Annotated in this window: 18 protein-coding genes; 9 read left to right on the forward strand and 9 right to left on the reverse strand. The window is 71.5% G+C overall.

Annotated elements, in window-relative coordinates:
• Positions 1-92: 92 nt before the first annotated feature.
• Entirely contained in the window at positions 93-806 is a 714-nt protein-coding gene (hemQ, locus tag ACFWUZ_RS09860; protein WP_254384570.1) for a hydrogen peroxide-dependent heme synthase, read from the reverse strand.
• 23 nt (positions 807-829) lie between these two features.
• Complete coding sequence (hemG, locus tag ACFWUZ_RS09865) at positions 830-2,287, reverse strand: protoporphyrinogen oxidase (protein ID WP_384369975.1); 1,458 nt, start codon at positions 2,285-2,287, stop codon at positions 830-832.
• Between the two features lie 138 nt (positions 2,288-2,425).
• On the opposite strand from hemG, the gene ACFWUZ_RS09870 reads away from it, so the two are divergent.
• Both ACFWUZ_RS09870 and ACFWUZ_RS09875 read left to right on the forward strand, forming a co-directional pair.
• Positions 2,426-3,457, forward strand: coding sequence for a DUF4349 domain-containing protein (locus ACFWUZ_RS09870; RefSeq protein ID WP_384369978.1), 1,032 nt, complete (start codon positions 2,426-2,428; stop codon positions 3,455-3,457).
• A 145-nt stretch (positions 3,458-3,602) separates the two neighbouring features.
• Positions 3,603-4,985, forward strand: a complete 1,383-nt coding sequence (locus ACFWUZ_RS09875; protein WP_384369981.1) for an FAD-dependent oxidoreductase — start codon at positions 3,603-3,605, stop codon at positions 4,983-4,985.
• 460 nt (positions 4,986-5,445) lie between these two features.
• Here ACFWUZ_RS09875 and hemE read toward each other — a convergent pair whose 3' ends face one another.
• A complete protein-coding gene (hemE, locus tag ACFWUZ_RS09880; RefSeq protein WP_384369984.1) occupies positions 5,446-6,510 on the reverse strand; it encodes a uroporphyrinogen decarboxylase in 1,065 nt (354 codons plus the stop codon).
• Positions 6,511-6,601: 91 nt separating this feature from the next.
• Between hemE and ACFWUZ_RS09885 the strand changes: the two genes are divergently transcribed.
• The 7 genes from ACFWUZ_RS09885 to ACFWUZ_RS09915 all read left to right on the forward strand — a co-directional run bounded on the left by ACFWUZ_RS09885 (position 6,602) and on the right by ACFWUZ_RS09915 (position 15,057).
• Positions 6,602-7,258: a DUF3000 domain-containing protein gene (locus ACFWUZ_RS09885; protein ID WP_384369987.1), complete on the forward strand. Its 657-nt coding sequence runs from the start codon at positions 6,602-6,604 to the stop codon at positions 7,256-7,258.
• Between the two features lie 272 nt (positions 7,259-7,530).
• Entirely contained in the window at positions 7,531-8,193 is a 663-nt protein-coding gene (locus ACFWUZ_RS09890) for a response regulator transcription factor (RefSeq protein ID WP_007267191.1), read from the forward strand.
• Between the two features lie 104 nt (positions 8,194-8,297).
• Entirely contained in the window at positions 8,298-9,578 is a 1,281-nt protein-coding gene (locus ACFWUZ_RS09895; RefSeq protein WP_384369990.1) for an HRDC domain-containing protein, read from the forward strand.
• A gap of 109 nt (positions 9,579-9,687) precedes the next feature.
• Positions 9,688-10,428 carry a ferritin-like domain-containing protein gene (locus tag ACFWUZ_RS09900; RefSeq protein ID WP_384369993.1) on the forward strand — a complete coding sequence of 247 codons (741 nt, stop codon included), beginning with the start codon at positions 9,688-9,690 and terminating at the stop codon, positions 10,426-10,428.
• A 138-nt stretch (positions 10,429-10,566) separates the two neighbouring features.
• Positions 10,567-11,793, forward strand: a complete 1,227-nt coding sequence (locus ACFWUZ_RS09905; RefSeq protein ID WP_366864286.1) for an acetyl-CoA C-acyltransferase — start codon at positions 10,567-10,569, stop codon at positions 11,791-11,793.
• The gene (locus tag ACFWUZ_RS09910; protein WP_384369996.1) at positions 11,790-13,928 is read left to right on the forward strand and encodes a 3-hydroxyacyl-CoA dehydrogenase NAD-binding domain-containing protein; all 2,139 of its coding nucleotides are present in this window, start codon (positions 11,790-11,792) and stop codon (positions 13,926-13,928) included. Before ACFWUZ_RS09905 ends, ACFWUZ_RS09910 begins: the two co-directional genes overlap by 4 nt.
• A gap of 91 nt (positions 13,929-14,019) precedes the next feature.
• On the forward strand, positions 14,020-15,057 hold the full coding sequence (locus ACFWUZ_RS09915) for an LCP family protein (RefSeq protein ID WP_384369999.1): 1,038 nt from the start codon (positions 14,020-14,022) through the stop codon (positions 15,055-15,057).
• Positions 15,058-15,130: 73 nt separating this feature from the next.
• Here the strand turns inward: ACFWUZ_RS09915 and ACFWUZ_RS09920 are convergent, their stop codons facing one another.
• The 6 genes from ACFWUZ_RS09920 to ACFWUZ_RS09945 form a co-directional block, all read right to left on the reverse strand.
• Positions 15,131-16,627 (reverse strand): amino acid permease, encoded by a 1,497-nt coding sequence (locus ACFWUZ_RS09920; protein ID WP_384370002.1) that lies wholly within the window; start codon positions 16,625-16,627, stop codon positions 15,131-15,133.
• A 96-nt stretch (positions 16,628-16,723) separates the two neighbouring features.
• Complete coding sequence (dxs, locus tag ACFWUZ_RS09925; RefSeq protein WP_384370005.1) at positions 16,724-18,640, reverse strand: 1-deoxy-D-xylulose-5-phosphate synthase; 1,917 nt, start codon at positions 18,638-18,640, stop codon at positions 16,724-16,726.
• A 265-nt stretch (positions 18,641-18,905) separates the two neighbouring features.
• The gene (locus ACFWUZ_RS09930) at positions 18,906-20,198 is read right to left on the reverse strand and encodes a sugar ABC transporter permease (RefSeq protein WP_384370324.1); all 1,293 of its coding nucleotides are present in this window, start codon (positions 20,196-20,198) and stop codon (positions 18,906-18,908) included.
• A gap of 26 nt (positions 20,199-20,224) precedes the next feature.
• The gene (locus tag ACFWUZ_RS09935) at positions 20,225-21,013 is read right to left on the reverse strand and encodes an ATP-binding cassette domain-containing protein (protein ID WP_384370008.1); all 789 of its coding nucleotides are present in this window, start codon (positions 21,011-21,013) and stop codon (positions 20,225-20,227) included.
• A gap of 180 nt (positions 21,014-21,193) precedes the next feature.
• Positions 21,194-22,306 carry a sugar ABC transporter substrate-binding protein gene (locus ACFWUZ_RS09940; protein WP_384370011.1) on the reverse strand — a complete coding sequence of 371 codons (1,113 nt, stop codon included), beginning with the start codon at positions 22,304-22,306 and terminating at the stop codon, positions 21,194-21,196.
• A 117-nt stretch (positions 22,307-22,423) separates the two neighbouring features.
• The gene (locus tag ACFWUZ_RS09945; RefSeq protein ID WP_384370014.1) at positions 22,424-23,638 is read right to left on the reverse strand and encodes an ROK family protein; all 1,215 of its coding nucleotides are present in this window, start codon (positions 23,636-23,638) and stop codon (positions 22,424-22,426) included.
• Positions 23,639-24,104 lie beyond the last annotated feature (466 nt).

Genomic DNA, 24,104 nt, shown 5'->3' on the forward strand with positions numbered 1-24,104 from the left:
CTGCGTCGTGTCGGGGGCAGGGCCTCCCGATCCACCGGAGGAACTCACCTGACGGTGTGGTCGTCCTCCGGCACTTCCCCCCAGGGGAGGTATCAGGCGAGCCCGGCCACCAGATCGGCGACGGACTTGCGGCGCCCGGTGTAGAAGGGCACCTCTTCACGGACGTGCATGCGGGCCTCGGAGGCGCGCAGGTGACGCATGAGGTCGACGATGCGGTACAGCTCGTCGGCCTCGAAGGCCAGCAGCCACTCGTAGTCGCCCAGCGAGAAGGACGCGACGGTGTTGGCACGCACGTCCGGGTAGCCGCGGGCCATCAGGCCGTGGTCCTTCAGCATGCGGCGACGGTCCTCGTCGGGCAGCAGGTACCAGTCGTAGCTGCGCACGAAGGGGTACACGCTGACGTAGTCGCGGGGGGTCTCGTCGGCCAGGAAGGCCGGGATGTGCGACTTGTTGAACTCGGCCGGGCGGTGCAGGGCCATGTTCGACCACACCGGCTCCAGGGCGCGGCCCAGCTTGGTGCGGCGGAACAGGTTGTACGCGGTCTGCAGCTCGTCGGAGGTCTCCGCGTGCCACCAGATCATGATGTCCGCGTCGGCGCGCAGGCCGGAGACGTCATAGGTGCCGCGGACGGTGATGTCCTTGGCGGCCAGCTGGTCGAACAGCTCCTGGACCTCGTCGGCGAAACCGGCGCGGTTCTCGGGCAGGACGTCCTTCAGCTTGAAGACGGACCACAGGGTGTAGCGAATGACCTCGTTCAGGTCCTTCGCCTTCTTCCCCGCGTTGGGAATCTTCTCTGGAGCAGTCATGTGCCTATTGTCCCGTGTGCTGATCAGTGGTCGGTGCCAGGGGTCCCGAAAGCGGCGGTCACCGCCTCCGCGGCCTTCCCGGCGCTCGCGATGCACGCCGGGATGCCCACCCCGTCGTAGAGGGCGCCGCACACGGCCAGGCCCGGCAGGGCAGCGACGGCGGCCCGGATCCGGGCGACCCGGTCCAGGTGGCCGACCGGGTACTGGGGCAGTCCGCCGTCCCAGCGCGTGACGGTGGAGGCGACCGGCCGGGCCGTCAGGCCCACGGCCTCGCCGAGGTCGGCCAGGGACACCCCGACGAGTTCGCCGTCCTCCCGCTTCAGCTCGCCCTCGTCCCCGTACCGGCCCACCGAGGTGCGCAGCAGGAAGAGCTCGGGATCCGCCCCGGCCCAGGCCCACTTGTTGCTGGAGAAGGTGGAGGCCTTGATCGTCCGTCCGTCGACGGGCGGCACGAGGAAGCCGCTGGCCCCGCCCCCGGTGACCGCGTCCGGCAGCTCGGAGCGCCGGAACGCCAGGGTGACCAGGGCCATGGAGGCGTACCCGACCCCGCGCAGCTCCGCCGCCGCCGCGGGCAGCAGCCGGTCCAGCAGGCGCGCGGCGGGCCCGGCCGGGGTCGCCAGGATCACGCCGTCGGCGTCGACGGCCTCGGCGTCGGCCACGACCCGCCAGCCCTCTGCCGTACGGAGGACCTCGCGCACGGGTGCGTCGGTGAGGATCCGGGCCCCGGCGCGGCGGCAGGCCTCGGCGACGGCGGCCGGGAGCCGTCCGATGCCTCCGTCGATGCCGGCGAAGACGGGGCCGGCGGCCTGCGGCTGCGCGGCCGCGCGGCGCTGGAGTTCCCGTACGCCCTCGCCCAGCGAGCGGTGCGTGCGGGCGGCCTCGAAGAGCTGGGGGACGGCCGCCCGCATCGAGATGCGGTAGGCGTCGCCCGCGTAGACCCCGCCGAGCAGGGGTTCCACCAGCCGGTCGACGACCTCGTGGCCCAGCCGGGCGGCGACGTACTCGCCGACGGCGACGTCTTCGCCGATCTCGGCGGGAGGCAGCTCGCGCTCGGCCTCGATGCGGGCCAGCCCCTCGGCGGAGAGCACCCCGGAGGCGGCGAGCGGCCCCAGGTCTCCGGGGACCCCCATGACGTGGCCGCGCGGCATCGGCCGCAGCGCGCCCCGGGTCCACAGGTGGGCGGTGGCCGTGGCGGGCGACTGCAGGGCCTCGCCGAGGCCGACGGACCGGGCGAGGTCCACGGCTTCGGGACGGCGGGCGAGGAGGGACTCGGCGCCGAGGTCGACGGGGGCGCCGGCCAGTTCCCCGGCGCGCAGCTTGCCGCCGAGCCGGGGTCCGGCCTCCAGCAGGGTGACGCGGACGCCGCCGGCGAGCAGCCGGTGGGCCGCCGCGAGGCCCGCGATGCCGCCGCCGATGACGACGACGTGGCCGGGGGCGCCGGTGCGGTCCGCCCGGTCCGTACGCATGTCCGCTTCGTGCATGGACACATCGTCTCAGACCGGTCGGCGAGGCCGGACCGTGACCTCATCGGGACCGGTCCGGGACCGTGGCGACGAAACCCGGGCGGGGACTTCGGACGTCGAAACGGCAACACCAGCCGAACCTCGGGGTTTACTGAGATGCAGACCGTCAGCAGACAGCGTTCCGCGGCCGCCCTGGCCGTCCTCTCCCTGGCCGGGGTGCTCGCCCTCACCGGCTGCGGTGCGGACGGCGAGCGGGCCGCCTCCTCCGACAAGGCGGCGGTCGCACCCGCCCCCGCGCAGGGCGGGGAGGCGGCGAAGGGGCCCGGGGCCGCCTCCTCGGCGGGCACGGACAAGAACGCGCAGCCGCCGGCCGCCGTACGCCCCCACGTGATCCGCACGGCGACCCTCGGCATCGAGACGGCCGACGTGCAGCAGGCCCTGGCCGCGGCGCGGGCGGCGGCCGCCGGCGCGGGCGGGTACGTGGGCAACGAGTCCACCAAGCGCGGCGGGGACGGCCGCATGACCTCGACGGTGACCCTGCGGGTGCCGGGCGAACGCTACGACTCCGTGCTCGCGGCGATGGAGGGCAGCGGGAAGCTCCTCCACCGCAAGGTCGAGGCCCAGGACGTGACGGAGAGGGTCGCCGACATCGGGAGCCGGGTGGCCTCGCAGCAGGCCAGCGTGGCCCGGGTGCGGGAGATGATGGGCAAGGCCTCGGCCCTGGGCGACGTGGTCATGCTGGAGGGCGAGCTGAGCAAGCGGCAGTCCGACCTGGAGTCGCTGCAGGCCCAGCAGAACGCGCTGAAGGACCAGACCTCGCTCGGCACGATCACCCTGGAGGTCTCGGAGCCGGCTCCGGCCCCGGTGGCGGAGAAGAAGGAGAAGGAGCCGGCGTTCACGGACGCCCTGCGCGGCGGCTGGGACGTCTTCACGACCGTGGTGCGGTACCTGATGCTGGCGGCGGGCGCGCTGCTGCCGTTCGCGGCGGTGGCCGCCGTGGGGCTGCTGGGGTTCCGGCTGTACCGGCGGGTGCGGCCGGCGCGGCCGCGGACGGGCCTGGTCCCGAGGAGCGTCCCCGCCTCCCGGCGGGAGCCGGCCCCGGCGGCCGGTTCCGCTCCCGCGGGCACCGCGGCGGGGGCCGGGCCACAGGCGCAGGCGCCCGCGCAGGACGGCGGTCCCCGGTCCTGACACCCGCCCCCGGAGGCCCGGTCCGGCGGTCCGGACCGCGGACGCCGGGTCCGGCGGTCCGAACGCTCCTTCGACGCACGGCCATTCGCCCGTAGCGTGTCCCTCCGGAAGACGACGACGGAGGACGGTGCGGACGGTGCGGACGATGGCGACGGAACGACTGGTGGTGATCGGCGGTGACGCGGCGGGGATGTCCGCCGCGTCACAGGCCCGGAGGCTCAAGGGCCCGGACGAGCTGGAGATCGTCGCCTTCGAGCGCGGGCACCACAGCTCGTACTCGGCGTGCGGGATCCCGTACTGGGTCGGCGGGCAGGTCGCCGGACCCGACGACCTGATCGCCCGCACCCCCGAGGAGCACCGCGCCCGCCACATCGACCTGCGCACCCGCACCGAGGTCGTGGAGCTGGACCTCGCCGGGCGCCGGGTCCGCGCCCGCGACCTGGACGGCGGATCCGAGTACTGGACGGGCTACGACAAGCTGGTCCTGGCGACGGGTGCCCGTCCGGTCCGCCCCCGGCTCCCCGGCATCGGCGCGCACGGCGTCCACGGCATCCAGAGCCTGGACGACGGCCGGCGCCTGATGACGACGCTGGAGCGTACGGAGGGCCGCCGGGCCGTGGTGGTGGGCGCGGGCTACATCGGCGTGGAGATGGCGGAGGCCCTGGTGGGGCGGGGCTACGAGGTCACGGTGCTGCACCGCGGCGCGCAGCCGATGGCCACGCTGGACCCGGACATGGGCGGGCTGGTGCACCGCGCGATGAACGGCATGGGGATCCGCACGGTCTCCCGCGCCGAGGTCACGAAGATCCTGACGGACGAGGACGGCAGGGCCCGCGCGGTGGCCACGGCGACCGGCGAGGAGTACCCGGCGGACGTGGTCGTGCTCGGCATCGGCGTCGAGCCGCGCACGGGGCTGGCGCGCGCCGCGGGGCTGCCCCTGGGCACCTCGGGCGGTCTGCTCACCGACCTGTCGATGCGGGTCCGGGGCCACGAGGACATCTGGTCGGGCGGTGACTGCGTGGAGGTCCTGGACCTGGTCGCCGGCCGCACCCGGCACATCCCGCTGGGCACGCACGCCAACAAACACGGCCAGGTGATCGGCTCGGGCGTGGGCGGCGGGTACGCGACCTTCCCCGGGGTGGTGGGCACGGCGGTGAGCAAGGTCTGCGACCTGGAGATCGCCCGTACGGGCCTGCGCGAGCGGGACGCCCTGGAGGCGGGCCTGCGGTTCGTGACGGCCACCATCACCTCCACCAACACGGCGGGCTATTACCCGGGCGCGGCGGAGATGACGGTGAAGATGCTGGCGGAGCGCCGCACGGGCCGCCTCCTCGGCGTCCAGATCGTCGGCGGCGCGGGAGCGGCGAAGCGGGTGGACGTCGCCGCGGTGGCGCTCACCGCGGGCATGACGGTGGACCAGATGGTCTCCCTGGACCTGGGTTACGCCCCGCCGTTCTCCCCGGTCTGGGACCCGGTCCTGGTGGCGGCCCGCAAGGCGGTCTCCGCGGTCCGCTCGGCGGGGGTCTAGGTCGTCCCGTCCGGATCCCGTCGGCCGGGCCCGCGGTCTGCCGGTGCCGTGCATCGCCCCGAGGTGCGGTGCCGGGCGCCGGCGAGGGCTCGGGCGGAGGAGTCGAGGGCGCCGCGGTGCATCTGCGCCGCCACTTCGGGTCCGACGTCCCCGTCGGCGCGCTCGCCCGGATCGGTCACCAGGATGCGCAGCGGTCGGCCGGTCCGGCCGCAGTGCGATCCTCCCGGAGGCGAGCGGCTTCCCCGGCCCGGCGAGGTCGGTCGCCTCGAACCGGCCGAGGGAGGTCCGGCCGTCCGCGTGGACGTAGAGGTGCCCGGGGTACCGCGGCCCGTCGAGCCGGTCGTGCCTGCGCCGCACGAGGCACCGGGCCCCGTAGGGGGTCTCTCCGCCGGACATGCGAAACGCCGGTCCGTGCCATGTCATGCACGGCACAGAACCGACGTTTCGATCGTGCTCCGGGTCAGCGCGCGGTCTGGGTGTGGACGTAGTCCACCAGGCGCGTCAGGGCCTCGGGGTCGGTCGTCGGGAGGACGCCGTGGCCCAGGTTGAAGATGTGTCCCTCCAGGCCCGCGGCGGCCGCGAGGACCTCGTCGGTCTTGGCCTCGACGGCTTCGGGGGTGGAGAAGAGCACCGCCGGGTCCAGGTTGCCCTGGAGCGCCTTGCCGGGGCCGACGCGCCGGACGGCCTCGTCCAGCGGGACCCGGTAGTCGACGCCCATGACGTCCGCGCCCGCCTCGCCCATCAGGCCGAGCAGCTCGCCGGTGCCCACGCCGAAGTGGATGCGCGGGACCCCGTACGAGGCGACGGACTCCAGGACCTTCGCGGACGCGGGCATGACCGAGCGCCGGTAGTCGGCCGGGGCGAGGGCGCCGACCCAGGAGTCGAAGAGCTGGACGGCGGAGGCGCCGGCCTCGATCTGGACCTTGAGGAAGGCGGAGGTGATCTCCGCGAGACGGTCGAGCAGGTCCGCCCACAGCTGGGGGTCCCCGTACATGAGCGCCTTGGTGTGCTCGTGGTTGCGGGACGGGCCGCCCTCCACGAGGTAGCTCGCGAGGGTGAAAGGCGCACCCGCGAAGCCGATCAACGGAGTGGAGCCCAGTTCACCCGTGAGCATGCCGATCGCCTCGGTGACGTACGAGACGTCCTCAGGGGTGAGGTCGCGCAGCTGTGCGAGGTCCTCGCGGCGGCGGATCGGGCGGGCGACGACCGGGCCGATGCCCGGCTTGATGTCCAGGTCGATGCCGATGGCCTTCAGCGGGACCACGATGTCGGAGAAGAAGATCGCCGCGTCCACGCCGTGGCGGCGGACGGGCTGGAGCGTGATCTCGGTGACCAGGTCGGGCCGCATGCACGACTCGAGCATCTGGGTGCCCTCGCGCAGCTTGCGGTACTCCGGGAGCGACCGGCCGGCCTGCCGCATGAACCACACGGGCGTGTGCGGGACCGGCTCGCGCCGGCACGCCTTCAGGAAGGCGGAATCGTAGGTCTGGCTCGGGTGGCCCGTCGGGCTGTCGTTGGCGCTCACGCGCCAAATCTTCGCACGTATGAAGAAGTGCCCGGCCCGGCGCGGGTGTCCCTGCGCCGTACGGGCGCCGCTTCCGCCTAGTCTTCCCCGCATGGCTGCGGCTCAGGGACGATTTTCAGATGGCGCTGACGGTATGGACAGCGCGGAGGAGAGCTCCGTCCCGCTCCCGTTCCGCCGGGCGGTCGACGGCTTGAAGAAGGCCCGGCTGCGCCCGGGGATCGAGATCGACCCCACGAAGCCCCCGCGGAGACTGGCCCCGTACGCCTACGCCCTGGAGGCGGCGGTCGTCGACGGTGAGGACGACCTGGCCGACGGCCGGCTCATCCTGCTCCACGATCCCGCCGGGCACGAGGCCTGGCATGGGACGTTCCGGCTGGTGACGCTCGTCCGGGCGGAACTGGAGCCGGAGATGGCCGCGGACCCGCTCCTCCCCGAGGTGTGCTGGTCCTGGCTGAAGGGTGCGCTGGACGCGCGCGGGCTCACCTACGGGGAGGCGAGCGGGACCGTGACCATGGCCGGCTCGCACTACTTCGGCGGGCTCGCGGAGCGGCGGCCGGCGACCCAGATCGAGATCAGAGCCTCGTGGACGCCGCGCGAGGTGGTGGGCGGGGTGCCCGACACCGCGGCCCACCTGGCGGCGTGGTGCGAGCTGCTGTGCCAGATCGCGGGCCTGCCCCCGGTGGGTCCGACCGAGACCGCGACGGGCGTGGTCTCCCTGCCACAGCGGCGCGGTCCGCACCACCCGTAGCCGCAGGGCCGTACGGCCGCCCCCGCGGGAGCGCGGACGGGAACGGACGGCCGAGCCCTCAGTCATGTGTCGGAACCGGGCGCCCGTTGTGGGCTTCTGATCACCCTATGATCGATCGTGCGTCCGAATTGCCCGAATTGTTACTCACCAAATCGTGATCATTCCCTAAAGCCGGGCGGGTGACGTGCCGAAGGAGTCAGTGACCATCCGCACGGTTCGCACCGGCTTCCTTCCCCGAGCCGGCCGTCCCGCCACTCCCCCAGGAGGCCTAGGTGTCCGTTCTTCTCGAGCAGCCCGCAAGCCTGGTCGCCTACCGCCCGAACAAGCCGACGGCCATGGTCGTCGTAGCCGACCCGCGCGTGCGTTCCACCGTGACCCGCCATCTGTGGGCACTCGGAGTACGTGACGTGATCGAGGCTTCGTCCATTGCGGAGGCCCGCCCCCGCGTCGGCAGCCCGCGCGACATCTGCGTGGCCGACGTACACCTGCCCGACGGTTCCGGTCTCACCCTGCTCTCCGAGACCCGCGCCGCCGGCTGGCCCAACGGCCTGGCCCTGTCCGCCGCCGATGACATCGGCGCCGTGCGCAACGCCCTCGCGGGCGGAGTGAAGGGCTACGTCGTCACCGGTACGCGGACCAACATCGGGCTCCCCACCCGGCCCGGCGCCGCCCCCATCGGCGCTGCCGCCGCCCGTATGCACCGCCGCCCCCCGGGTGCCCCGAGCCACCCGGGCGGCTACCGGGAGCTCTCCGGCCGCGAGGTCGAGGTCCTGCGCCTCGTCGCGGAGGGCCAGTCCAACAAGGCCATCGGCGTCTCGATGGGCCTGTCCGCCCTGACCGTCAAGTCCCACCTGGCCCGCATCGCCCGCAAGCTGGGCACCGGCGACCGGGCCGGGATGGTCGCCGTCGCACTGCGGACCGGGATCATCCACTAGCAAACCCTCCGGTGAACCCCGGGGAACGTCCGCACCCCTACCGCGCGCCCGTCGACGGAACGTTCCGGCGACGGGCGCGTCGCATCCACGGATACCCTTGACCGGTGACCGACGCCCAAGAGACCGCAGCACACCTGCGCACCACCACCGGGGGCGGCCCTCCGGACGACGAAGCTCCGTCCGATGGGCTGCCGATTCCCTTGCTGGAGCCCCGTGAGGGGATCCCTCCGGTCGTCGCCGACGCGGACGCGCTCGCCCGGGTGGTCGCCGCCTTCGCCGCAGGCACCGGACCCGTCGCCGTCGACGCCGAGCGCGCCTCCGGCTACCGCTACGGCCAGCGCGCCTACCTCGTGCAGCTGCGCCGCGAGGGCGCCGGGTCCGCGCTGATCGACCCGGTGGGCTGCCCCGACCTCTCCGCCCTCGGCGAGGCCCTGTCCGGCACCGAGTGGATCCTGCACGCCGCCACCCAGGACCTGCCGTGCCTGCGCGAAATAGGCATGGTGCCCACCTCCCTCTTCGACACCGAGCTGGCCGGCCGCCTGGCCGGGTTCCCGCGGGTCGGACTCGGCGCGATGGTCGAGAGCGTGCTCGGCTACGCGCTGGAGAAGGGCCACTCCGCCGTCGACTGGTCCACCCGCCCGCTCCCCGAGCCGTGGCTGCGCTACGCCGCCCTGGACGTGGAACTGCTGGTGGACCTGCGGGACGCGCTGGAGAAGGAGCTGGACCGCCAGGGCAAGCTGGAATGGGCCCGGCAGGAGTTCGACGCCATCGCCTCCGCACCGCCCGCACCGCCGCGCAAGGACCCCTGGCGGCGCACCTCGGGCATGCACAAGGTGCGCCGCCGCCGGCAGATGGCGGTCGTACGGGAGCTGTGGGAGTCCCGGGACCGGATCGCGCAGCGCCGTGACGTGTCCCCCGGCAAGGTGCTGGGCGACGCGGCGATCGTCGAGGCCGCCCTGGCCCTCCCCGCGGACGCCCAGGCCCTGTCCGCGCTGCCCGGCTACGGGCAGCGCATGGGCCGGCGCCAGCTGGACCAGTGGATGGCGGCCGTCGACCGGGCGAGGACCCTGCCCGAGAACGCTCTGCCGCAGCCGGGGGCGACCCCGGCCGGTCCGCCCCCGCCGCGCTCCTGGGCCGACAAGGACCCGGCCGCCGCGGCCCGGCTGTCTGCGGCCCGCGCGGCCGTCTCGGAGCTGGCCGAGGGGCTGAACCTGCCCCAGGAGAACCTGATCACCCCGGACACGGTCCGCCGGCTCTGCTGGGAGCCGCCGCAGCGGCTGGAGGCGGAGGCGGTGGCCCAGGCCCTGGCGGGCTACGGGGCACGCCCCTGGCAGATCGAGCAGGTGACCCGGGCCCTGGTCACGGCCCTGGCCGCGACCGCCTGACCCGCACCGACCCAGAAGACCCCCGGCCCGAGGCCGGGGGTCTTCTTGTTACGCGCTCATGACACGGCCAGCCTTTTGAACACGCTCAACGACAGCTAGATTATTGAACATGATCAAAACCGGGTACGCGGCATGGGTGGACGAGTTCGAGGCCGCGAAGGCGCGCCGGGCCGCGCTGGGGGACCCCGACTGGCGCTCGGGGGCGCAGCTGCCCCCCGAACTGGTCCGCAGCATCCAGAAGTTCCAGGTCGGCGAGGACGGAGACGGCTCCGCGCTCCTCGCCAAGGCGGACCGTGCGGGCGATCCCGTGTACGCCGCGGCCGCCCGGCTGTTCGTCGCCGAGGAGCAGAACCACGCCCGGATGCTCGCCCTGCTGCTGGCGGCGGCCGGGGCCGTGGTTCTCGACGGCCACTGGAGCGACGCGGCCTTCGTCCGGGTGCGCCGGCTGCTCGGGCTGAGGGTGGAGCTGCTGGTGCTGATGGTCGCCGAGGTGGTGGCCCTCACGTACTACCGGGCCCTGCGCGACGGCGCCACGGATCCGTCCGCCCGCGAGGTGGCGGGCCGGATCCTGGCGGACGAGCAGCGGCACGTCCCCTTCCACTGCCTGCGCCTGCACGAGGGACTGGCCCGCCTCCCGCGGCCGGCCCGGCGGGCCGTCACGGCCGGCTGGCGCGGACTCGTGGGCTGCGCGGGCCTGCTGGTCGCCGTCGACCACGGCGCGGCCCTGCGCACCCTGGGGACGAGGCGCCGGTCCTTCGTCGCGGAGGTCTTCCGCTCCTCGGCCCCGATGGCCTCGGCGATGGCCGACGGCCCGGCTCACGCGCCCGCCGCGGTGCCCGTGGCAGTGTGACCTTCACCGCTCCTCGGGGAGGGGGTGTGCACATTGGTTACCCGCAAGTAGCATGGGCCGGGTGAGCGGGCGCTCAGCAACACATGCCGAGCACGCCCCCGCGCAGCAGTGCACACCCGCACCTGGAGGAGAGCCAACGTGCCTCGTACCGTCAGGGACGTCGTCTTCGTCGACGGCGTCCGCACCCCGTTCGGCAAGGCGGGCCCGAAGGGCATCTACCACGAGACCCGCGCCGACGACCTCGTCGTGAAGGCGATCCGGGAGCTGCTGCGCCGCAACCCGGACCTGGACCCCGCGAAGATCGACGAGGTCGCCATCGCCGCGACCACGCAGATCGGCGACCAGGGCCTGACGCTGGGCCGCACGGCCGGCATCCTCGCGGGCCTCCCGCAGTCCGTCCCGGGCTACTCCATCGACCGCATGTGCGCCGGCGCGCTGACCGCCGTGACCGCCGTCGCGGGCGGCGTGGCCTTCGGTGCGTACGATGTCGCCCTCGCCGGCGGTGTCGAGCACATGGGCCGCCACCCCATGGGCGAGGGCGTCGACCCGAACCCGCGTTTCGTCTCCGAGAAGCTGGTCGACGAGTCCGCCCTGTTCATGGGCATGACCGCCGAGAACCTGCACGACCGGTACCCGACGATCACCAAGCTCCGCGCCGACGAGTACGCCGTGCGCTCGCAGGAGAAGGCCGCAAAGGCGTACGCCGACGGCAAGATCCAGCAGGACCTGGTGCCGATCTCGGTCCGCAACACCAACGAGGCGGCCGGTGAGACGGGCTGGGGCCTGGTCACCACCGACGAGCCGATGCGCCCGGGCACCACGCTGGAGAACCTGGCCGGCCTGAAGACCCCGTTCCGTACGCACGGCCGGGTCACCGCGGGCAACGCCGCCGGTCTCAACGACGGCGCCACGGCCGCGATCATCGCCTCCGAGGACTTCGCCCGCGAGAACAACCTCCCGGTCAAGATGCGCCTGGTCTCGTACTCCTTCGCGGGTGTCGAGCCGGAGGTCATGGGTTACGGCCCGATCCCGGCGACCGAGAAGGCCCTGGCCCAGGCCGGCCTGACCATCGACGACATCGGCCTCTTCGAGGTCAACGAGGCCTTCGCCGTACAGGTGCTGGCCTTCCTGGAGCACTACGGCATCGCCGACGACGACGCCCGCGTGAACCAGTACGGCGGCGCCATCGCCTTCGGCCACCCGCTCGCCTCCTCGGGCGTGCGCCTGATGACGCAGCTGGCCCGGCAGTTCGAGGAGCAGCCGCACGTCCGCTACGGCCTGACCACCATGTGCGTCGGCTTCGGCATGGGCGCCACGGTCATCTGGGAGAACCCGAACTTCAACGCCGAGGGAGACTCCAAGTGAGCACCACCGCTGAGCTCCTGAAGGGTGCGGCCGAGCTGTTCCCGGACGAGGTCGTCACGTCCGCGCACGTCCGCCACCTGGACCTGCCGTTCGGCGCCGGGCGCTTCGCGCTCATCACGCTGGACAACGGCTTCGACCACACCAAGCCGACCACCTTCGGCCCGCAGTCCCTCGCCAACCTGAACGCGGCGATCGACCAGGTCGAGCAGGAGGCCACCGCCGGCTCCATCGTCGGCGCGGGCATCACCGGCAAGCCGTTCATCTTCGCGGTCGGCGCCGACCTCAAGGGCGTCGAGCTGCTGAAGCAGCACGACGAGGCGCTCGCCATCGGCAAGGGCGGCCACGACGTCTTCAAGCGTCTGGCGGCCCTCGCGGTCCCGACCTTCGCCTACTACAACGGCGCGGCGATGGGCGGCGGCGTCGAGGTCGGTCTGCACTGCACCTACCGCACCGTCTCGAAGGCCATCCCGGCCTTCTCGCTGCCCGAGGTCTTCCTCGGCCTGGTCCCCGGCTGGGGCGGCTGCGCCCTGCTGCCGAACCTGATCGGCGCGGAGCGCGCGATCTCGGTGATCATCGAGAACTCGCTCAACCAGAACCGCCAGCTGGGGGGCAAGCAGGTCTTCGAACTCGGCATCGCCGATGCGATCTTCGAGGGCGCCGACTTCCTGGAGCAGTCCCTCATCTGGACCGCGAACGTCCTCAAGGGCGACACCCAGGTCGTCCGCGCCGAGGTCGAGCGCGGCGAGGCCTGGGACGCGGCCGTGGCCAAGGGCCGCGCCGTCGCGGACTCCAAGGTGCACGGCGCCGCCCCGGCCGCCTACCGGGCGCTGGACATCATCGCCGCGGCCAAGGACGGCGACCTCCAGGCCGGCTTCGACGCCGAGGACACCGCGCTCGCGGACCTCATCATGGGCGGCGAACTGCGCTCCGGCATCTACGCCTTCAACCTGGTCCAGAAGCGCGCCAAGCGGCCGGCCGGTGCCCCGGACAAGTCCCTGGCCCGTCCGGTCACCAAGGTCGGCGTCGTCGGCGCGGGTCTGATGGCCTCCCAGCTGGCGCTGCTCTTCCTGCGCCGCCTGGAAGTGCCGGTGGTCCTCACCGACATCGACCAGGAGCGCGTGGACAAGGGCGTGGGCTACGTCCACGCCGAGATCCAGAAGCTGCTCGGCAAGGGCCGCATCAACCAGGACAAGGCCAACCGCCTGACCGCCCTGGTGACGGGTGTCCTGGACAAGGCCGAGGGCTTCGCGGACGCGGACTTCATCATCGAGGCCGTGTTCGAGGAGATGTCCGTCAAGCAGAAGGTGTTCGCGGAGGTCGAGGCGGTCGCCCCGGCGCACGCGATCCTCGCCACCAACACCTCCTCGCTGTCGGTGTCGGAGATGGCCTCCAAGCTCCAGCACCCGGAGCGCGTGGTCGGCTTCCACTTCTTCAACCCGGTCGCGATCCTCCCGCTGCTGGAGATCGTCCGCGGTGAGCAGACCGACGACGCCTCGCTGGCCACGGCCTTCGGCGTCGCCAAGAAGCTGAAGAAGACCGCGGTCCTCACCAAGGACGCCCCGGCGTTCGTCGTGAACCGCATCCTGACCCGCTTCATGGGCGAGATCCAGAACGTCATCGACGAGGGCACCCCGGTGGCCACCGCCGAGAAGGCCATCGAGCCGCTCGGCCTGCCGATGTCGCCGCTGGTGCTCCTGGAGCTCGTCGGACCGGCGATCGGTCTGCACGTCTCCGAGACCCTGAACCGCGCCTTCCCGGAGCGCTTCACCGTCTCCCCCAACCTGAAGCGTGTCGTCGAGGCCGGCAAGCGCGGCTTCTACGTCTACAACGCCGAGAACGGTTTCAAGCCGGAGCTCGACCCCGAGGTCGCCGCTCTCCTGGTCCAGGGCGACAGCGTCCTGACCGAGGAGCAGGTCCGCGACCGCGTCCTGGACGCGGTGGCGCAGGAGATCGGCCTGATGCTGGAGGAGGGTGTCGTGGCCGAGGCCCAGGACATCGACCTCTGCCTCATCACCGGTGCGGGCTGGCCCTTCCACCTGGGCGGCATCACGCCGTACCTGGACCGCGAGGGCGTCTCGGAGCGCGTGAACGGCAAGAAGTTCCTGGCCCCCGGACTGGCGAGCGTCCCCGCCTAGTCCGGCCCGCAGGCAGGCATTTCGCGTCGGAGCCCGCCCCTTCCCGGGGGCGGGCTCCGGCCATTCGAATACGTGTCTAAGATTCACCCCCATGACGGAAAAGCACGCGCGGCCCAGGCGCCGCCGCCGCATTCTGCGGATCACCCTGCTGCTGGTCGCCGTGCTGATCCTGGGTGCGGCCGGCGCGGGCTGGTGGACGTACAGCCACCTCAACGGGAACATCGACAGCGTCGACCTGGACCAGGCCATCGGCGACAACCGGCCGAAGAAGGTCGTGGCGGGCGCACAGAACGTCCTGGTGCTCGGCTCCGACTCGCGGGCCGGGGCCAACGGCGACCTCGACCACGGCGACGTCAGCGGCGCCCGCTCGGACACCACGATGCTGATGCACATACCCGAGGGCCGGGCCAAGGCCACCGCGATCAGCATCCCCCGCGACACCCTGGTCACCCGGCCCGAGTGCAAGGACGCGGACGGCAAGACGGTGCCGTCGCAGAAGCGGGCCATGTTCAACAGCATCTACGGCCTCGGCGGGCCGGCCTGCGTGGTCAAGACCGTGGAAGAGATGTCCGGCGTCCGCGTGGACCACTTCGTCGAGGTGGACTTCGCCGGCTTCAAGGGCCTGGTGGACGCCCTCGGCGGGGTCACCGTCACCCTGGACAAGCCGATGACCGGGGCCAAGGGCGGCCTCAAGCTGGACGCGGGCACGCACCGGCTGAACGGGGCCGACTCGCTCAAGTTCGTCCGTACGCGCTACGGATACGGCGACGGCAGCGACCTCGGACGCATAGGCCTCCAGCAGCAGTTCATGATGGCCATGCTGTCGGAGATCAAGAACCAGGACGCCCTGGGCAACCCGGCGCGCCTCTACAAGCTCGCCGACGCCGGGACCAAGTCCCTGACGACCGACTCCGACCTCGCCTCGCTCACCGCGCTGTCCGACTTCGCGCAGAGCATGAAGGGCGTGGACCCCGACACCATGCAGACGATCATGCTGCCGGTCGCCTACGACAAGGTGGACCCCAACCGCGTGATCGTCGCGGAGCCGCAGGCCACGCAGCTGTGGGAAGCGCTGCGCAACGACCGCCCGGTCCCCGAGTCGGCGAAGAAGTCCCCGGCCAAGGGCTGACGCCCCCGCCGCCGTGCCGGAGCGGGCCGTACGGGGATCCCCGTACGGCCCGCTCCCGTGTGCGGGGCCGGTCCTAGAACTTGGCGTTGCGGCCCTCGCGGCCCAGCCGGCTGTGGCCGCGGCTGTAGGCGTAGTAGACGACGATGCCGATCGCCATCCAGATGCCGAACCGGATCCAGGTCTCGGCCGGCAGGTTGAGCATCAGCCAGAGCGAGGCCGCGATCGACACGATCGGCAGCACCGGCACCCACGGGGTGCGGAAGGCCCGGTGCAGGTCGGGACGGGTCCTGCGCATGATGATCACGCCGAGGGCGACCACCACGAAGGCGAACAGGGTGCCGATGTTCACCAGTTCGGCGAGCTTCTCCAGGCTGGTGAAGCCCGCGACGACGGCGATGACCACACCGAGCAGGACGGTCGCCCGGTAGGGGGTGCGGTACTTGGGGTGGGTGACGGAGAAGACGCGCGGCAGCAGTCCGTCACGGCTCATCGCGAAGAACACGCGGGTCTGTCCGAGCAGCAGGATCATGCTCACGGTGATCAGGCCGACGGCCGCCCCGAGACTGATGGCACCGGAGAAGAAGGGCTGGTTCACCGATTTGAAGGCTTCGGCCAGTGGCGCGGTCGGTGACATCTCCGTGTACTTCTGCATGCCGGTGACCACCAGCGTCACGGCGACGTAGAGCAGGGTGCAGATGATCAGCGAACCGAGGATGCCGCGCGGCATGTCCCGCTGGGGGTTCTTGGTCTCCTCCGCCGCCGTGGCCACGACGTCGAAGCCGATGAAGGCGAAGAAGATCAGCGAAGCCGCGGTGAAGATGCCCATGACGCCGAAGTTGGTGGGCGCGTAGCCGAACAGCAGCTGGACCAGCGGCGCGTGCAGGCCGCTGCCCGCCGTCTGCGGCTCGGCCGGGGGGATGAACGGCGAATAGTTGTCGGCCTTGACGAAGAACAGGCCCGCGATGATGACCAGCAGCACCACGGTGACCTTGACCGCGACCACGATCGCCGTGATCCGCGCCGAGAGCTTCGTCCCGATGACCAGGACCGCGGTCAGCGCCAGGATGAGCAGGAAGGCCAACAGGTCGAAGGTGCCTCCCGCGTCGGGTCCGGACAGCGCGACGGGCATGTCCCAGCCGAGGTTGGTCTGCATGAGGTGGCGCACGTACCCCGACCAGCCGACCGCCACCACGGCGGTGCCGAGCGCGAATTCGAGCACCAGGTCCCAGCCGATGATCCAGGCGGGCAGTTCACCGATGGACGCGTACGCGAAGGTGTACGCCGAGCCCGCCACCGGCACGGTGGACGCGAACTCCGCGTAGCAGAGCGCCGCGAGGGCGCAGACGATGCCGGCCGCCACGAAGGCGAGGGCCGTGGCGGGCCCGGCGTTGTTCCGGGCGGCGATGCCCGTGAGAACGAAGATGCCGGTGCCGATGATGACGCCGACGCCGAAGACGGTCAGGTCCCAGGCGGAGAGGGATTTGCGGAGCGCGTGCTCCGGCTCCTCGGTGTCCCGGATGGACTGCTCGACCGACTTGGTGCGGAAGGGACTGTTCAGATCCGTACTCACCGACGCACCTCCCAGAAACGGGAACGGGCCGGGAGGCCCACCCCTTCAAGGGTGATCTCCCGGCCCGTCCCGTGCAACTGCGCGTCGGTCCGCCGGCTAGTCGACGGTGGCGGCCTGCTCGCTGTCGTAGCGCCCGTCCAGCTTGGCCACCAGGCCGGTGACCTGGCGGGCGATGTCCGGCGCGGTCAGCCCGATCTCGGCCATGACCTCCTTGCGGGAGGCGTGGTCCAGGAAGCGCTGCGGGATGCCGAAGTCGCGCAGGGGCACGTCGACCCCCGCGTCCCGCAGGGCCTGGGACACGGCCGATCCCACACCGCCGGCGCGGCCGTTGTCCTCGACGGTGACGACCACGCGGTGGCCGTCCGCGAGCGGGGCGAGCGCCTCGTCCACCGGCTTGACCCAACGGGGGTCGACCACGGTGGTGGTGATGCCCTGCTTGTCCAGCAGGTCGGCGATCTCCAGGCACATCGGGGCCAGTGCACCGACCGAGACGAGCAGTACGTCCGGACGGGTGACGTCGGGGCCGGGAGTGCGCAGCACGTCCATGCCGCCGATCCGGCCGACGGCCGGGACGGCCGGGCCGACGACGCCCTTGGAGAAGCGCACGACGGTCGGCGCGTCCTTGACCTCGACGGCCTCGCGCAGCTGGGCGCGCAGCTGCTCGGCGTCGCGCGGCGCCGCGAGGCGCAGACCGGGGACGACCTGGAGGATGGACATGTCCCACATGCCGTTGTGGGAGGCGCCATCGGTACCGGTGATGCCGGCCCGGTCCAGGACGAAGGTGACCCCGCACTTGTGCAGGGCCACGTCCATCAGGACCTGGTCGAAGGCACGGTTGAGGAAGGTCGCGTACACGGCGAAGACCGGGTGGGCGCCGCCGGTGGCCAGCCCGGCCGCCGAGGTGGCGCCGTGCTGCTCGGCGATGCCGACGTCGAAGATCCGGTCCGGGAAGGCGTCCGCGAACTTCTTCAGGCCGACCGGGTGGAGCATGGCCGCGGTGATGCCGACGATGTCCGCCCGGTCGTGGCCGAGCTTGACCATCTCATCGGCGAAGACGGAGGTCCAGCTCGCGGCGTCGGTGGCGACGGGCAGACCGGTGTCGGGGTGGATGACGCCGACCGCGTGGAAACGGTCCGCCTCATGCTCCAGGGCCGGGGTGTAGCCGCGGCCCTTCTGGGTGAGGCAGTGCACGATGACCGGCCCGCTGAAGCGCTTGGCGCGCTGGAGGGCGGATTCCAGGGCCTCGATGTCGTGACCGTCGATGGGGCCGATGTACTTGAGCCCCAGGTCCTCGAACATGCCCTGCGGGGCGATGAAGTCCTTGAGGCCCTTCTTGGCGCCGTGCAGGGTCTCGAAGAGCGGCTTCCCGACGACCGGGGTGCGCTCCAGGATCTCCTTGCCGCGGGCCAGGAAGCGCTCGTAGCCGTCCGTGGTGCGCAGGGTGGCCAGGTGGTTCGCGAGACCGCCGATGGTGGGGCCGTAGGAACGCTCGTTGTCGTTGACGACGATGACCAGCGGGCGGTCCTTGGCGGCGGCGATGTTGTTCAGCGCCTCCCAGGCCATGCCGCCGGTCAGGGCGCCGTCGCCGATGACGGCGGCGACGTGGTGGTCCTCGCGGCCGAGCACCTCGTTGGCCTTGGCGATGCCGTCGGCCCATCCCAGCACGGTGGAGGCGTGCGAGTTCTCGATCACGTCGTGCTCGGACTCGGCGCGCGAGGGGTAGCCGGACAGGCCGCCCTTGGAGCGCAGGTTGCCGAAGTCCTGGCGGCCGGTGAGCAGCTTGTGGACGTAGGCCTGGTGGCCGGTGTCGAAGAGGACCTTGTCCTTGGGCGAGTCGAAGACCCGGTGCAGGGCGATCGTCAGTTCGACCACCCCGAGGTTGGGGCCGAGGTGCCCGCCGGTCTTGGAGACGGCGTCGACGAGGAAGGACCTGATCTCGGCGGCGAGCTGGTCGAGCTCCTCCTGGCTGAGCCGGTCCAGATCGCGCGGTCCCTTGATGCGGGTCAGCAGCACCCGTGCCTCCTTGCAGTTGCTTGCTGGTCTGTCGAGTCTAATGTTCCGCTCGCGGGCACGGTCATCGGGCTGTCCTGAGCGGGTCACACCTTTGTCATACATGTACGCACCCGAGCGAACCCACACATCACATTCGGGCGTAAATCCGCACAGGAGTGCCCATCGATGTACGCACGGATGCCCGGCGCCACACGGAGTGGCACCGGGCACTGTGACCGGTCTTACCGCCGGTCCGCTGCTGCGGAGGGGCGGTCCGGGCGCGCGGTCAGGCGCGTCCGGCCGTCTTCTGCGTCTTGCGGGTGACCGAGTCGATCACCACGGTGGCCAGCAGCACCGCTCCAGTGATCATGTACTGGATCGGGGTCGCAATGCCTTCCAGGGCCAGACCGTACTGGATCGAGGTGATGACCATGACGCCGAGGAGGGCGTTCCAGGTCCGGCCCCGGCCGCCGAAGAGGCTGGTGCCGCCGATGACGGCCGCCGCGATGACGTTCATCAGCAGGTCGCCGGCGCCGGCGCTCTGGTTGGCCGCCGCGATCTTGGAGGCCCAGAAGAGACCGCCGATGGCGGCGAAGGTGCCGGCGATGGCGAAGACCGTGATCCGGACCCGGTTGACGCCGATGCCGGCGCGCCGGGAGGCCTCGACGCTGCCGCCGAGCGCGAAGACCTGGCGGCCGAAGGTGGTGCGCCGCAGGACGAAGTCCGTGGCGACCAGCGCCAGCAGGAAGAGCACCACCGCCAGGGGCAGGCCCTTGTACTGGTTGAACACGATGGCGGGCCCGAAGGTGAACACCGCGAGCAGGCCGGTGCGCAGCAGGATCTCGGTGAGCGGCCTGGAGGGCACCCCGGCGGCCTGGCGGCGGCGCGCGTCGAAGAACGTGGCGAGGAAGTACCCCACCACCGCGATCGCGGCCAGGCCGTAGCCGACGGCCACGTCCGAGAAGAAGTACGTGGTCAGCCGGCCGACGACGCCTTCGGAGTCCAGGTTGATCGTGCCGTTGCTGCCGAGGATCTGCAGCATCGCGCCGGACCAGAAGAGCAGGCCCGACAGGGTGACGGCGAAGGCCGGGGCGCCGATCCGGGCGAAGAAGAAGCCGTGGATCGAGCCGATGAGGGCGCCGCCGGCGACGGCCGCGAGGATGGCCAGCCATTCGTTCATGCCGTGGGTGACGGACAGGACGGCGACGATGGCACCCGAGACGCCGCTGACCGAGCCGACCGAGAGGTCGATCTCGCCGAGCAGCAGCACGAAGATGATGCCCACGGCGATCATGCCGGTGGCGACCATCGTGATCGCGATGTTGGTGAGGTTCTCCGGGGAGAGGAAGTTCGAGTTCAGGCCCTGGAAGATGGACCAGATGATGATCAGGCCGAGGACGACCGGGATCGATCCCAGGTCTCCGGCCTTCATCTTGCGGCCGAACTCGCTCAGGTACCCGGACAGACCCTGCTCGCGGACGAGCAGGCGGGGGTCCACGGCGGGGATGGCGTCCGCCGCGGCGGCCGGGTTGACCACCTCGTGGTCCTCCGCGCCGTCGTTCTTGGCCGCCTTGTGCAGCGGGTCGGCGGCTGGGTTCTCGGTGCTCACTTGCGAGCCTCCCCGGTGCGGGCCGCCCGGCGGGTCACGGCGTTGTCCGTGGCTCCCGTGATGGCGGAGATGATCTCTTCCTGCGAGGTGTCGGCGACGTTGAAGACACCGTTGTTGCGGCCCAGCCGCAGGACCGCCACCTTGTCGGCGACGGCCTTCACATCGGCCATGTTGTGGCTGATGAGGATCACGGCGTGACCGCGCTCGCGCAGCCGCTCGACCAGGTCGAGGACCTGTGCGGTCTGCTCGACGCCGAGGGCGGCGGTGGGCTCGTCGAGGATCACGAGCTGGGGCTCGCCGAGCATGGAACGGGCGATGGCCACGGTCTGGCGCTGACCGCCGGAGAGCGAGGCGATGGGGATCCGGACACTGGGGATCCGGATGGACAGGGTGGTCAGGAGCTCGCGGGCGCGGCGCTCCATCTCCACCTCGTCCAGGATGCCGCGGCGCTTCAGCTCGCGGCCGAGGAAGAGGTTGCCGACGACATCGATGTTGTCGCACAGGGCGAGGTCCTGGTAGACCGTCGCGATGCCCAGGTTCTGGGCGTCGTGGGGCTTGCCGATGGTGACCGGACGGCCCTCCCACTCGATGACTCCGTCATCGATGGGGTGCACGCCGGCGATCGTCTTGACCAGCGTGGACTTGCCGGCGCCGTTGTCGCCGACGAGGGCGACCACTTCACCGGAGTGGATCTCGAGTTCTACGTCGGTCAGGGCCTGAACGGCGCCGAACCGCTTCGAGACCCCTCGCAACGCCAGCACGGGCGCAGCGGACACATGAACCATCTCCTTCGCCGCCTGACCGGCGGGGATGTCGTGCAAAAGAGCAGGAGCGGGGCGGATGGGGGAAAGACCGGGGGATGACGAGAGTGAAACGTTTCTGCCCGGCGCCCCGCGGTGGCGGGGTAAAGGGGGGCGGGGCGCCGGGCAGGCGCGGGGGTCGCCGCGTGCGGCGGCGACGGGGCCTTACTTGAGGCCGAGGGCCGTGCAGGCGGCGGCGTACTTGTCGGTGCAGATCTCGTCGACCGTGTAGACGCCGTCCTTGACGACGGTGTCCTTGATGTTGTTCTTGGTGAGCGAGACGACCGGGATCAGCACGGACGGAACGCCCTTGGCGGTCGGGCTGTCGACCGTGGAGGTGGTGACGCCGGAGACCTTCTCGCCCTTGGCGAGGGCGACGGCCATCTTCGCGGCGGCCTCGGCCTCGGGGGCGTACGGCTTGTAGACGCTCATGAACTGCTCACCGGCGACGATGCGCTGCACACCGGCGAGTTCGGCGTCCTGGCCGGTGACCGGGGGCAGGGTGGACAGGCCGGCGGCCTTGAGGGCGGTGATGATGCCGCCCGCCATGCCGTCGTTGGCCGAGTACACGCCGATGACCTTGTCCTTGCCGAGCGCGGAGAGGGCGGCCGCCATGTTGGTGTTGGCGTTCTCCGGCTTCCACTCGACGGTGTCGTACTCCTTGCCGATGTTCACCTTGCCGTCGAGGACGGAGTGCGCGCCGGACTTGAACAGCTTGGCGTTCGGGTCGGTGACCGAGCCGTTCATCATGACGATCTGGCCGTCCTTGGCCTTGTCGCCCAGCGCCTCCAGCAGCGCCTTGCCCTGGACCTTGCCGACCTCTTCGTTGTCGAAGGAGGTGTAGGCGTCGATCGGGCCCTCGGCCAGACGGTCGTAGGCGACGACCGGGATACCGGCGTCCTTGGCCCTCTTGACCGCGCCCGCGATCGCCTTCGAGTCCACCGCGTCGACGATGAGGACGTCCACCTTGTTGGTGATCATCGTGTCGACCTGGGAGTTCTGCGTGGTGGCGTCCTGCTTGGCGTTGGCGTAGACCACTTCGCCCTTGCCGCCGGTGAGTTCGGCGACCTTCTTCTCGATGAGCGGCTTGTCGAACTTCTCGTAGCGCGCGGTCTGGTTCTCCGGCAGGAGCAGCCCGACCTTGATCGCGTCACCCTTGGCGGCGCCGGATTCCTTGGTCTTGTCTCCGGCCTCCTTCGCACTGCCACAGGCGGCGAGGGAAACGGCCATGGCACCGGCGGCGACGGCTACGGCGGCTCTACGCATACGCGTGTTCATTACTTGAACCTCCCTGACGAGGCCGCAACGCTGCGGCCGAGGTGGATGTGAGTCAACCCCGGCCGCGTTTTGCCGTCAAGGAGTGAATCCTTAACGAGATGACAACGGTGCCATCCGTTATCTATCTGAAGACAAGACGGCTGGTGCTCGCACTCCACTTCCATGGTCCGACAAAAGAGTCGAATCGCCCATCTCGCTGAGTACGAGGGCCAGCGCCCCCAGCACCTCCGCCCGTCCGCCCAGGGAGCCCGTGAGCACCGACAGCTGGCGGGCCGCACTGGGGATCGCGTACCTCCCCACGGATTCACGGATGGGAGCCAGGACGAGTTCACCCGCGTCCGCGAGCGAGCCGCCCAGGACCACCCGGCTCGGGTTCAGGAGGTTGCACAGACTGGCCACGCCGCTGCCGATGTGGCGGCCCACGTCGGTGATCACCCGGCGGCAGCCCGGGTCCCCGCCGCGGGCCAGCTCGACCACCCGCTCCATCGTCAACTCCGGGCCGTGCGTGCCCTGGAGGAGGGGCAGGACGTACCGCGCGGCGGCGAAGGTCTCCAGGCAGCCGCGGTTGCCGCAGCGGCAGACCGGGCCGGACTCGTCCAGCGTGATGTGCCCGATCTCGCCTGCCGTACCGCCCGGTCCCCGGTAGATCTGGCCGTTGATGACGAGGCCCGCGCCGACGCCGCTGGCCACCTTGATGTAGGCCAGGTCCTTCACTCCCCGGCCGCTCCCCCATACGAGTTCACCGAGGGCGCCGAGGTTCGCGTCGTTGTCCACGTAGACGGGCACCCCGAGGCGCTGTGAGAGCTCCTGGCGGGGGTTGATGCCCGCCCACCCCGGCAGGATGGCGGTGGAGCCCAGGGTCCCGGACTCCACGTCGATGGGGCCGGGGACACCGAGGCCGACGCCGATGACCTTGTCCAGGCCCACCCCTGTGCCCGCGATCAGCCGTCCCACCAGGGCTTCGGCCCGGTCGAAGCCCTCCGCCCAGGAGGCGTCCACGTCCAGCGGCTCGGACTCCTCGGCCAGTACCTGGTGGGCGAGGTTGCCGACGGCGACCCGCAGGTGGGTGTGGCCGAAGTCGACGCCGATCACGATGCCCGCGTCGCCGCTGAGGGAGACGCTGCGCGCACGACGGCCGCCCGCCGAGGTGTCGGTGACCTCGACGGTCCCGGCGTCCTTGAGCTCACGGACGATGTTGGAGACCGTGGCCGCCGAAAGTCCGGTGGCGCGGGCGATCTCCGCCTGGGTCAGCGAACCCGCGAGCCGCACCGCCCGCACGACCCGTTCGAGGTTCGCCCGATGCAGCGAGGACTGCGATCCGGGAGTCTGCACGACTCATCCACTCCTGCCCATAAGCGACGGCCAGCCGTCGCCCCCCGGCCGGGCCGTCGCGGCTGCACACTCCGAGACCCCGGCGTCTCTCCAACTTGTGAACCTTAAGTCGAGCCTTTGGCCCTCCACACGTCAAGAGGCTGACACAGCACGAAAGGGACACTACCGACCATAAGAGGGGAGATACCCCCCGGGGAGATCGTGTTACGGTCGCTGAGGCGCCGGTCCTCTGCGGCCTTTCCGGCCGGACCGGGCGCCCCGAGATGTCGGCGCTACGCAAGGAGGTGTTCGGGATGAGTCCCGATCGAAGTCTTTGCAGCGCCCTCGCCGGCTGACCCGTACGTCTGCCGACCCGGCGATCGGCTGACCCGGTGATCCACCGGTCCAGGTGATCGGCTGCCCCTTCCCGCGCTGCGCACGGCCGCGGCAGAACGCCGTCTCGTGCCGCGCCGTGCCGGTGGGGTCC

The sequence above is a fragment of the Streptomyces sp. NPDC058646 genome, assembly GCF_042716875.1.
GTDB lineage: Bacteria > Actinomycetota > Actinomycetes > Streptomycetales > Streptomycetaceae > Streptomyces.

Bases quoted from the DNA above. Each gene is read 5' to 3' on its own strand.
- hemQ (WP_254384570.1), bottom strand. From the start codon at position 806: ATGACTGCTCCAGAGAAGATTCCCAACGCGGGGAAGAAGGCGAAGGAC.
- ACFWUZ_RS09870 (WP_384369978.1), top strand. From the start codon at position 2,426: ATGCAGACCGTCAGCAGACAGCGTTCCGCGGCCGCCCTGGCCGTCCTC.
- ACFWUZ_RS09885 (WP_384369987.1), top strand. From the start codon at position 6,602: ATGGCTGCGGCTCAGGGACGATTTTCAGATGGCGCTGACGGTATGGAC.
- hemG (WP_384369975.1), bottom strand. From the start codon at position 2,287: ATGCACGAAGCGGACATGCGTACGGACCGGGCGGACCGCACCGGCGCC.
- ACFWUZ_RS09940 (WP_384370011.1), bottom strand. From the start codon at position 22,306: ATGAACACGCGTATGCGTAGAGCCGCCGTAGCCGTCGCCGCCGGTGCC.
- ACFWUZ_RS09935 (WP_384370008.1), bottom strand. From the start codon at position 21,013: ATGGTTCATGTGTCCGCTGCGCCCGTGCTGGCGTTGCGAGGGGTCTCG.
- ACFWUZ_RS09900 (WP_384369993.1), top strand. From the start codon at position 9,688: ATGATCAAAACCGGGTACGCGGCATGGGTGGACGAGTTCGAGGCCGCG.
- ACFWUZ_RS09875 (WP_384369981.1), top strand. From the start codon at position 3,603: ATGGCGACGGAACGACTGGTGGTGATCGGCGGTGACGCGGCGGGGATG.
- ACFWUZ_RS09915 (WP_384369999.1), top strand. From the start codon at position 14,020: ATGACGGAAAAGCACGCGCGGCCCAGGCGCCGCCGCCGCATTCTGCGG.